General features: G+C 68.3%; 11 protein-coding genes. 5 read left to right on the forward strand and 6 right to left on the reverse strand.

Annotated elements, in window-relative coordinates:
• Positions 1 to 431 (reverse strand): Rossmann-fold NAD(P)-binding domain-containing protein (locus tag AC1DOC_RS12965; protein WP_478129895.1); only part of this gene is annotated, 431 nt, incomplete at its 3' end.
• A gap of 395 nt (positions 432 to 826) precedes the next feature.
• Between AC1DOC_RS12965 and AC1DOC_RS12970 the strand changes: the two genes are divergently transcribed.
• From AC1DOC_RS12970 to AC1DOC_RS12980, 3 genes are all read left to right on the forward strand, one after another.
• Positions 827 to 1,486, forward strand: a complete 660-nt coding sequence (locus tag AC1DOC_RS12970) for a response regulator transcription factor (protein ID WP_478129896.1) — start codon at positions 827 to 829, stop codon at positions 1,484 to 1,486.
• A gap of 85 nt (positions 1,487 to 1,571) precedes the next feature.
• Positions 1,572 to 2,006, forward strand: a complete 435-nt coding sequence (locus AC1DOC_RS12975) for a DUF4019 domain-containing protein (RefSeq protein WP_012745552.1) — start codon at positions 1,572 to 1,574, stop codon at positions 2,004 to 2,006.
• A 22-nt stretch (positions 2,007 to 2,028) separates the two neighbouring features.
• Entirely contained in the window at positions 2,029 to 2,508 is a 480-nt protein-coding gene (locus tag AC1DOC_RS12980; protein WP_012745551.1) for an NUDIX hydrolase, read from the forward strand.
• A gap of 27 nt (positions 2,509 to 2,535) precedes the next feature.
• Here AC1DOC_RS12980 and mnmA read toward each other — a convergent pair whose 3' ends face one another.
• The 5 genes from mnmA to AC1DOC_RS13005 form a co-directional block, all read right to left on the reverse strand.
• Positions 2,536 to 3,645 carry a tRNA 2-thiouridine(34) synthase MnmA gene (gene mnmA / locus AC1DOC_RS12985; protein WP_478084427.1) on the reverse strand — a complete coding sequence of 370 codons (1,110 nt, stop codon included), beginning with the start codon at positions 3,643 to 3,645 and terminating at the stop codon, positions 2,536 to 2,538.
• 49 nt (positions 3,646 to 3,694) lie between these two features.
• On the reverse strand, positions 3,695 to 4,681 hold the full coding sequence (locus tag AC1DOC_RS12990; RefSeq protein WP_012745549.1) for an LLM class flavin-dependent oxidoreductase: 987 nt from the start codon (positions 4,679 to 4,681) through the stop codon (positions 3,695 to 3,697).
• Between the two features lie 79 nt (positions 4,682 to 4,760).
• Entirely contained in the window at positions 4,761 to 5,360 is a 600-nt protein-coding gene (locus AC1DOC_RS12995) for a DUF6891 domain-containing protein (protein ID WP_369664055.1), read from the reverse strand.
• A gap of 11 nt (positions 5,361 to 5,371) precedes the next feature.
• A complete protein-coding gene (locus AC1DOC_RS13000) occupies positions 5,372 to 5,515 on the reverse strand; it encodes a hypothetical protein (protein WP_012745547.1) in 144 nt (47 codons plus the stop codon).
• 206 nt (positions 5,516 to 5,721) lie between these two features.
• Positions 5,722 to 6,102, reverse strand: a complete 381-nt coding sequence (locus AC1DOC_RS13005; RefSeq protein ID WP_018903959.1) for a hypothetical protein — start codon at positions 6,100 to 6,102, stop codon at positions 5,722 to 5,724.
• Positions 6,103 to 6,458: 356 nt separating this feature from the next.
• On the opposite strand from AC1DOC_RS13005, the gene AC1DOC_RS13010 reads away from it, so the two are divergent.
• Positions 6,459 to 7,172, forward strand: a complete 714-nt coding sequence (locus AC1DOC_RS13010; protein WP_478129897.1) for a YebC/PmpR family DNA-binding transcriptional regulator — start codon at positions 6,459 to 6,461, stop codon at positions 7,170 to 7,172.
• 18 nt (positions 7,173 to 7,190) lie between these two features.
• Positions 7,191 to 7,631 carry a GFA family protein gene (locus tag AC1DOC_RS13015; RefSeq protein ID WP_018903958.1) on the forward strand — a complete coding sequence of 147 codons (441 nt, stop codon included), beginning with the start codon at positions 7,191 to 7,193 and terminating at the stop codon, positions 7,629 to 7,631.
• Positions 7,632 to 7,689: the final 58 nt, after the last annotated feature.

Raw genomic sequence — 7,689 nt, forward strand, 5'->3', positions numbered from 1 at the left:
GCCATGATCACGGCCTTGTAGCCCGCGATGTTGGCCTGCGAGGAGAGCACGTCCATGCTCTGGGCGCGGGTGGTGCGCGGCGCGGCTTCGAGCGCGAAGGCCGTGAGSCCGGCCGTGGCCAGGCGCTGCAGGCCGGCCGCATCGAAGGGGTTGAGCATGCCGATGACCACGGTGCCSGGCTTCATGAGCGCGGTYTCGGCRTCGSTGGGGGTGCGCACCTTGAGCACCATGTCGGCCGCGAAGGCGGCGTTCATGTTGACGATCTCGGCACCGGCGGCCTCGTAGGCGGCATCGGTGACGCTGGCGGCAATGCCGGCCCCGGACTGCACGCGCACGGTGTGCCCGGAGGCGACCAGTTTCTTCACCGTCTCGGGCGTTACGGCCACGCGGGTTTCGCCGGCCATCGTCTCGGCAGGCACGCCTATCAGCATAGAGATCTCCTCAGGGCAAGGGCAATACGGGAACGCGGCCAGAGCTTACAGCAAGATTACGGCTGCGCTGTCGCCAAAATCCACCGCCTGTTCGCCGCTTGATGACCGTAGTCATTGCATGTGTAGCTATATAAATGGTAGCGAAGCCGGCGGCATCGGGACCGGCGGGCCCGTACATCGGTTGTTTCCCCCGTATCGGGCTCCCATGTTTCGGCGTGCCCGGCCGCCAAGCAGCGGCGTCCGGCAACGCTTGTCGTCAATTAGCGCGCATTTGTTTGCAATTGCTAGCAACTCCAAGAAAGATACCTTCATTTCGTGCATTAGTTACGCGAAGCCTTTTTTCCGGAGACGCAGATAGATACACTTCTTTCACTCGAAAGCCCGCAGAGGCAAATTTGGCAGGAAGAAGGGGATGGAATGCTCACTCGTACACCGAAGGGCGTCCCTTGCTCCAGGCGCTGCGCCGGCAAACCTTCGATCTTCTGATCCTCGAATGGAACCCGCCGGACATGCGCGGCCTCGAGCTCGTGAAGACCGCGCGCAACGAGCTGCGAAGCCGCGCGCCCATTCTTTTCGTGACCACCACGCGCGACGAGACCGCCGTGGTCGAAGGGCTCAATGCGGGCGCCGACGATTTCATGGTCGCGCCGGTGCGCGCCACCGAGCTCGAGGCCCGGGTCAATGCGCTGCTGCGCCGGTCCTATCCCGCGCAGCACGAGACCGAGCTGGTGTTCGGCCCTTATCACTTCTATCCGCCCGCGCGCGTCCTCAAGGTGAATGGCACGCCCGTCGAGCTGAAGAACCGCGAATACGCGCTCGCGCTGTTCCTGTTCCAGAACCTCGGCCGGCTGCTGTCGCGCGAGCACCTGCACGAGGCGGTGTGGGGCGTTGGCACGGCGGCGCTGTCGCGGTCGCTGGACACCCACATCTCCCGCCTGCGGACCAAGCTGGGCCTCGGGCCCGCGAGCGGCTTCCTGCTGCTGGCCATCTATGGGCTGGGCTACCGGCTCGAAGTGGTCGACGCCAGCACGCACCCCGACAGCCTCGCGCGCTGAGGCCCCGCCCGGGAATCTCCGCTCCGATACGGGCTCCAAACGGCTTCGGGCCCCTGCCGTGGGCCGCCCCAAAGGAATGAAGCCGATGAAAGTTCTCGCGAGGCTGCTGCTGGCCGCCGTACTGTGCTGGGGCGTCTTCGGTACGGCCGCCGCGCAGGATGTGGAAGCCAGCGACCTGGTGCAGGGCGGCATGCAGGCCATCCGGATGATCGACCAGGGCAGGACCGGCGAGCTCTGGGACGGCGCCACGGCCGCCACCCGCAAGCGCATCGCGCGCACCGACTTCGCCGCCAAGGTTTCCGGCAGCCGTTCCGCGCTGGGCGCGCCGCTGCAGCGCACCTGGGTGGCGGTCAAGCGCCGGGCCGTGGCCGACCCTGATGCCGAGGCGGCCGGACAATATGTCAGCATCGAGTACGAGACCCGCTTCAGCAACAAGCCGGATGGCACACTGCGCGAACTCGTGAGCTTTCACCTCGACAGCGACCGCATCTGGCGCTTCAGCGGCTACGCGCTGCATTGAGTAGTCAAAAGGGCCCAAGACAATGACGACCCCGCGCTGGAAACCCAACGTCACCGTGGCCGCCGTGATCGAACAGGACGGCCGCTTCCTGCTGGTCGAGGAGCACACCGCCCAGGGGCTCAGGCTCAACACTCCGGCCGGGCACCTCGACCCGGGCGAATCGCCGATCGAAGGCTGTGCCCGCGAAACGCTCGAGGAAACCGCCCACGCCTTCACGCCCACCGCGCTGGTCGGCATCTACATGGCGCGCTCGAGCCACCGCACGGGCAGCAAGGAGGACGTGACCTACCTGCGCTTTGCCTTTGCCGGCACGCTCGGCGCGCAGGAAGCCGGCCGAGCGCTCGACGAAGGCATCGTGCGCACGGTCTGGATGAGCGCCGACGAGATCCGCGCCTGCGTGCCGCGGCACCGCAGCCCGCTGCTGCTGCAGTGCGTCGAGGACCACCTGGCCGGCAAGCGCTATCCGCTCGACCTGATCCACGTCCACGAATCGGTGCGCTGACGGCGGCCGCGCGCCGGCCTCAGGCGCTCAGACGATGACCCCGCCGCCCAGGCAGCGCTCGCCGTCGTAGAGCACCGCCGACTGCCCCGGCGTGACGGCCCATTGCGGCTCGCCGAAGCGCAGGCCGAAGCTGGCCGCGGGGTCGCCGCCGCCTTCTTCCAGCTCGCAGGCCGCATCGGCCTGGCGGTAGCGCGCCTTCGATCCGTAGCGGCCCGGCGCGGGCGCCTCGCCCGAGACCCAGCTCGCATCGCCGGCAGCGAGCGCCGAGGACAGCAGCCAGGGATGGTCGTGGCCCTGCACCACCCAGAGCGTGTTCTTCTCGACGTCCTTGCGCGCCACGAACCATGGCGAGTGGTCGCCCGAGCCGCGCTGCGCGCCCTTCTCCTTGACGCCGCCGATGCCCAGCCCCTGGCGCTGGCCCAGCGTGTAGAAGCTCAGGCCCTGGTGCTCGCCGAGCTTGCGGCCGCGGTCGTCCTTGATGGGGCCCGGCTCCTTCGAGATGTAGCGGTTGAGGAAGTCGCGGAACGGCCGCTCGCCGATGAAGCAGATGCCGGTGGAATCCTTCTTCTTCGCGTTGGGCAGGCCGATCTCTTCCGCGATGCGGCGCACCTCGGTCTTGTGCAGCTCGCCCACGGGAAACAGCGTCTTGGACAGCTGCGCCTGGTTCAGCCGGTGCAGGAAATAGCTCTGGTCCTTGGAGGGATCGAGCCCCTTGAGCAGCTCGTGCCGGCCGGTGGCCTCATCGAGCCGCACGCGCGCGTAGTGGCCGGTGGCGATCTTCTCGGCCCCCAGGCGCATCGCGTGGTCGAGGAAGGCCTTGAACTTGATCTCGGCGTTGCACAGCACGTCGGGGTTGGGCGTGCGGCCGGCCTTGTATTCGCGCAGGAACTCGGCGAACACGCGGTCCTTGTAGTCGGCCGCGAAGTTGACGTGCTCGATCTCGATGCCCAGCACGTCGGCCACGCTGGCGGCGTCCACGAAGTCGATGTTCGACGAGCAGTACTCGCTGTCGTCGTCGTCTTCCCAGTTCTTCATGAAGATGCCGACCACCTCGTGCCCCTGCTGCTTGAGCAGGTGCGCCGAGACCGCGGAATCGACCCCGCCGCTCAGTCCCACCACGATCCGTTGCTTTGCCATAAGCCCGCCATTGTCCCAGCCCGGCGCCCGGGCGGCCGGCGTGGGGGAATCAGGCCTGGCCGCGCAAGCCGGCCAAGAGCTCGTAGGAGCGCAGCCGCGCCGCGTGGTCGAACACCTGCGAGGTGATCATCAGCTCGTCGGCGCCCGTGCGCTCGATGAAGGCCTGCACGCCTTCGCGCACCCGGGCGGGCGAACCCACGGCCGAGCACGAGAGCACCGAATCGAGCAGCGCGTTCTCGGCCGGGCCGACCTTCTGCCGGTAGCCCTCGACCGGCGGCGGCAGGCGCCCCGGCCGGCCGCTGCGCAGGTTCACGAAGGCCTGCTGCCACGACGTGGCGCGAAATTCTGCCTCTTCGTCGGTGTCGGCCACGAACACGTTGAAGCCCAGCATCACATGGGGTTTCTGCAGCTGCGCCGAAGGCTTGAAGGTCTCGCGGTAGATCTGGATCGCCTGCATCAGCTGCTGCGGCGCGAAATGCGAGGCAAAGGCGTAGGGCAAGCCCAGGTGCGCGGCCAGCTGGGCGCCGAAGGTGCTCGACCCGAGGATCCACACCGGCACCTCGAGCCCCGCGCCCGGCACCGCGCGCACGGGCTGCTGCGGCGCCTTCGACATGAAGTCCATGAGCTCGACCACGTCCTGCGGAAACTGGTCGGCATCGGATTCGAGATTGCGGCGCAGCGCGCGCGCCGTGCGCTGGTCGGAGCCGGGCGCGCGGCCCAGGCCGAGGTCGATGCGCCCCGGATACAGCGACTCCAGCGTGCCGAACTGCTCGGCGATCACCAGCGGCGAATGGTTGGGCAGCATCACGCCGCCGGCGCCGATGCGGATCGTCGAGGTGCCGGCGCCCACGTAGGCGAGCAGCACCGCGGTGGCCGCGCTCGCGATGCCCGGCATGCCGTGGTGCTCGGCCAGCCAGTAGCGCCGGTAGCCCAGCTTCTCCCCGTGCTGCGCGAGCGAAAGCGAGTTGCGGAACGACTGCGCGGCGTCGCTGCCTTCGGTGATGGGGGAGAGGTCGAGGATCGAGAACGGAATCATGGGCCGGATGATGGCGCGATCCGGCGATCCCTGCTCGTGCAAGCCATTGCCCGCTCTGCTAGGGCTGGCCGTAGCCCGGCTACGGGCTTCGCTTGCGCCACTGGCCCAGGTCGGCCTCGATGCGCTCGTTGATGTTGCCGCTCCACTGCGCGCCGAAGCCGGCCGCGCGCAGCAGCTCGACGATGCGCCGGCCGACCGCGACGGTGTTGGCCTCGCGCTGGTCGATCTCGGGAATCATGCCGCCGCTGAACGCGAGGTAGAGGCGGCCGGTGCGCACGGCGGTGTCGAGGTCCTGCGCGTGATAGAAGCAGCAGCCGCGAATGCCCGAGGCAAGCCGGCCCGCGGCGCGCCACTGCTCGCGCACGTCGTCATGGCCGTCGGCCAGCGAGTTGCCGGCGCGGTGCAGCGCAATGATCTTCTCGCTGCGCAGCTGGGCGAACACCGCTTCGAGCCGGTCGTATTCGGTCCGGGCGGGCCACGAAGCCTCGGCGGCGCGCTTGGCGGCGCAGGCGCGCGCGGCCTCGGCCTTGACCCAGGCGCGGTCTTCGGCCGTGAGCTCGTCGGGGTCGAGGTACTCGTCGGTGATCATCCATTCGATGTCGCCGTCGGGATGGAAGCCGCACCACGCCAGGCCGTGAATGCGTTCGCGCGTGTCTTCGGGGTCGAGCGTGAGGGCCATGCGTGCTCGGTTCAACCTGCCAGGCACGCGAAGGCATCGGCTTCGAAGCGGCCGGCGTCGTCTTTCAGAACCAGGGTGCAGCTCACGTTGTGGGTATCTTGCGGATGGGAGGCCACCAAAACCGCGCCGGCCAGCCCCGCCGCGGCGGGCACCATCGTACCGGGCTGCGGCCAAAGCTCGATGTCCGCCCTTGGAGGCGGCGGCCGTTTTGTAAGGCGAAAGCATTTGCCTGCGTGGCAAATCAGCCACGCCCGGGCCGCGGGCCTCGCATCCGGGGCGGCGAGCACGGCAAAAAGCCGGCCCATGCTTTCGCATGGCCGGCTTTTTGGAGGATTGGCGCTCGCCGAGCGCCGGGGCCGTTTTACAGCGGCAGAGCGTCGCCGCGGGCAGCAGCGCGGGCTGCGGCGCGCACCGTGGCGCGGTCCACCGTGCTGGCGACGATCGGAGCCACGCCCGACGAGGCGCCTTCGGCGTACGGATCGGCGCTGCGGGCCGCGACGGCGGCTTCTGCACGGACCGCATCGCGGCTGTTCGACGAAACGAGCACCTGGGCCGGGCCTGCATTGGCGCCGGTGGCGTAGGGGTTGGCGCTGTGCGCGGCAACCACGGCCTGGCCGGCGACGTCGGCGCGGCTGGCGGCCGAGGTCAGCTGATGCACGCCTTCGTAGGTTTCGGCGTGGGCGGCACCGGCGACGGCCATGAGGGCAACAGCAACGGCGGAGAGGATCTTCGAGGCGGTCATTTTGATTTCCTTCAATTCAGTTCAGTTTTGACTTTGGATGATTTCGAACCGGTCTTGGGTGGGTCACCGTCCCATCGGGGGGCGGCCACCTCGCTCGGGGCCCTGTTCACCCAGATCGGCTTGGGGGCCGGTCTGTGAGATGAATTGTGCGCCGTCTTCTACGTAAAAACCCTTAGCAAAAAGAACCACGGCGTTCACGGAAAGGAAACAATCGCACCGCCCAAGCGAGAAACCGGGGCCATGGCGACCACCGGCCTTCGCAGATTGGAAAAAACGGCCGCCCCCAGGCGCTGCGGCTAAAGTAGTTGCCCCAAACGGCCCATCCAGCCACACACACAACACAAGGAACATCAGCCATGGGCGCACAGTGGAAAGCAAAGCACAAGGACCTGGCGGCCAATGCCAAGGGCCGCCTGTTCGGAAAACTGGCCAAGGAAATCATGGTGGCCGCGCGCAGCGGCGCCGATCCGGCCTCCAACGCGCGCCTGCGGCTGGTGGTGGAGCAGGCCCGCAAGGTCTCGATGCCCAAGGACACGCTGGACCGCGCCATCAAGAAGGGTGCGGGGCTCAGCGGCGAGGCGGTGCACTTCGAGCATGTGATCTACGAAGGCTTTGCGCCGCACCAGGTGCCCGTGATGGTCGAGTGCCTGACCGACAACGTGAACCGCACCGCGCCTGAAATGCGCGTGCTGTTCCGCAAGGGCCAGCTCGGCACCTCGGGCTCGGTGTCGTGGGACTTCGACCACGTGGGCATGATCGAGGCCGAGCCTTCGCGTGCCGATGCCGATGCCGAAGTCGCCGCCATCGAAGCGGGCGCGCAGGACTTCGAGGCGGCCGGCGAAGGCGKGGCCACGGTGTTCCTGACCGACCCGACCGACCTCGACCTGGTGAGCCGCGCGCTGCCGGCCCAGGGCTTCACCGTGCTGTCGGCCAAGCTGGGCTACAAGCCAAAGAACCCGGTCGATCCGGCCAGCCTCAGCGCGGAGCACCTCGAGGAGGTCGAAGTGTTCCTGGCCGCCATCGATGCGAACGACGACGTGCAGAACGTGTTCGTGGGCCTGGCGGGCTGAACCGCCGCCTTTCGGTCAATGGACAGTCCGGTGAGCAGCCCCGAGAGCGCGGCCAACCGCACGCTGGCCGGCCGCTGCCTTTGCGGCGCGGTGCGCTACACGGTGGCCGACGCCTTCGCCTATGCGCTGAACTGCCACTGCGCCGACTGCCGGCGCGCGACCGGCTCGGCCTTCAAGCCCTTCGCCGGCATCGAGCGGCACAAGCTGGCCATTGCACAGGGCCAGGACGAACTCCTGGTCTTCGGCAAAGAAGACGCGGGCGACGTGCACTGCCGCCATTGCGGCTCGCTGCTCTACTCGGTGGTGCGCGATGGCCTGTTCGTGCATGTGACGCTGGGCACGCTGGTGGACGCCCCTTCGATCCGCCCGCGTGCGCACATCTTCGTGGGCTCGAAGGCGCCCTGGTTCACGATCACCGACGACCTGCCCCAATACGCGGGCCACGCCGACGCCGATTGAGCCTCCGGCCTGCTACGCCGACCGCCCGCCGCGCTGGAGCGGCAGCCAGAGCGTGAAC

The sequence above is a fragment of the Variovorax sp. 01T439_2 genome, from assembly GCF_056398445.1.

Bases quoted from the DNA above. Each gene is read 5' to 3' on its own strand.
- AC1DOC_RS13000 (WP_012745547.1), bottom strand. From the start codon at position 5,515: ATGGTGCCCGCCGCGGCGGGGCTGGCCGGCGCGGTTTTGGTGGCCTCC.
- AC1DOC_RS12975 (WP_012745552.1), top strand. From the start codon at position 1,572: ATGAAAGTTCTCGCGAGGCTGCTGCTGGCCGCCGTACTGTGCTGGGGC.
- AC1DOC_RS13015 (WP_018903958.1), top strand. From the start codon at position 7,191: ATGGACAGTCCGGTGAGCAGCCCCGAGAGCGCGGCCAACCGCACGCTG.
- mnmA (WP_478084427.1), bottom strand. From the start codon at position 3,645: ATGGCAAAGCAACGGATCGTGGTGGGACTGAGCGGCGGGGTCGATTCC.
- AC1DOC_RS12990 (WP_012745549.1), bottom strand. From the start codon at position 4,681: ATGATTCCGTTCTCGATCCTCGACCTCTCCCCCATCACCGAAGGCAGC.
- AC1DOC_RS12980 (WP_012745551.1), top strand. From the start codon at position 2,029: ATGACGACCCCGCGCTGGAAACCCAACGTCACCGTGGCCGCCGTGATC.
- AC1DOC_RS12995 (WP_369664055.1), bottom strand. From the start codon at position 5,360: ATGGCCCTCACGCTCGACCCCGAAGACACGCGCGAACGCATTCACGGC.
- AC1DOC_RS13005 (WP_018903959.1), bottom strand. From the start codon at position 6,102: ATGACCGCCTCGAAGATCCTCTCCGCCGTTGCTGTTGCCCTCATGGCC.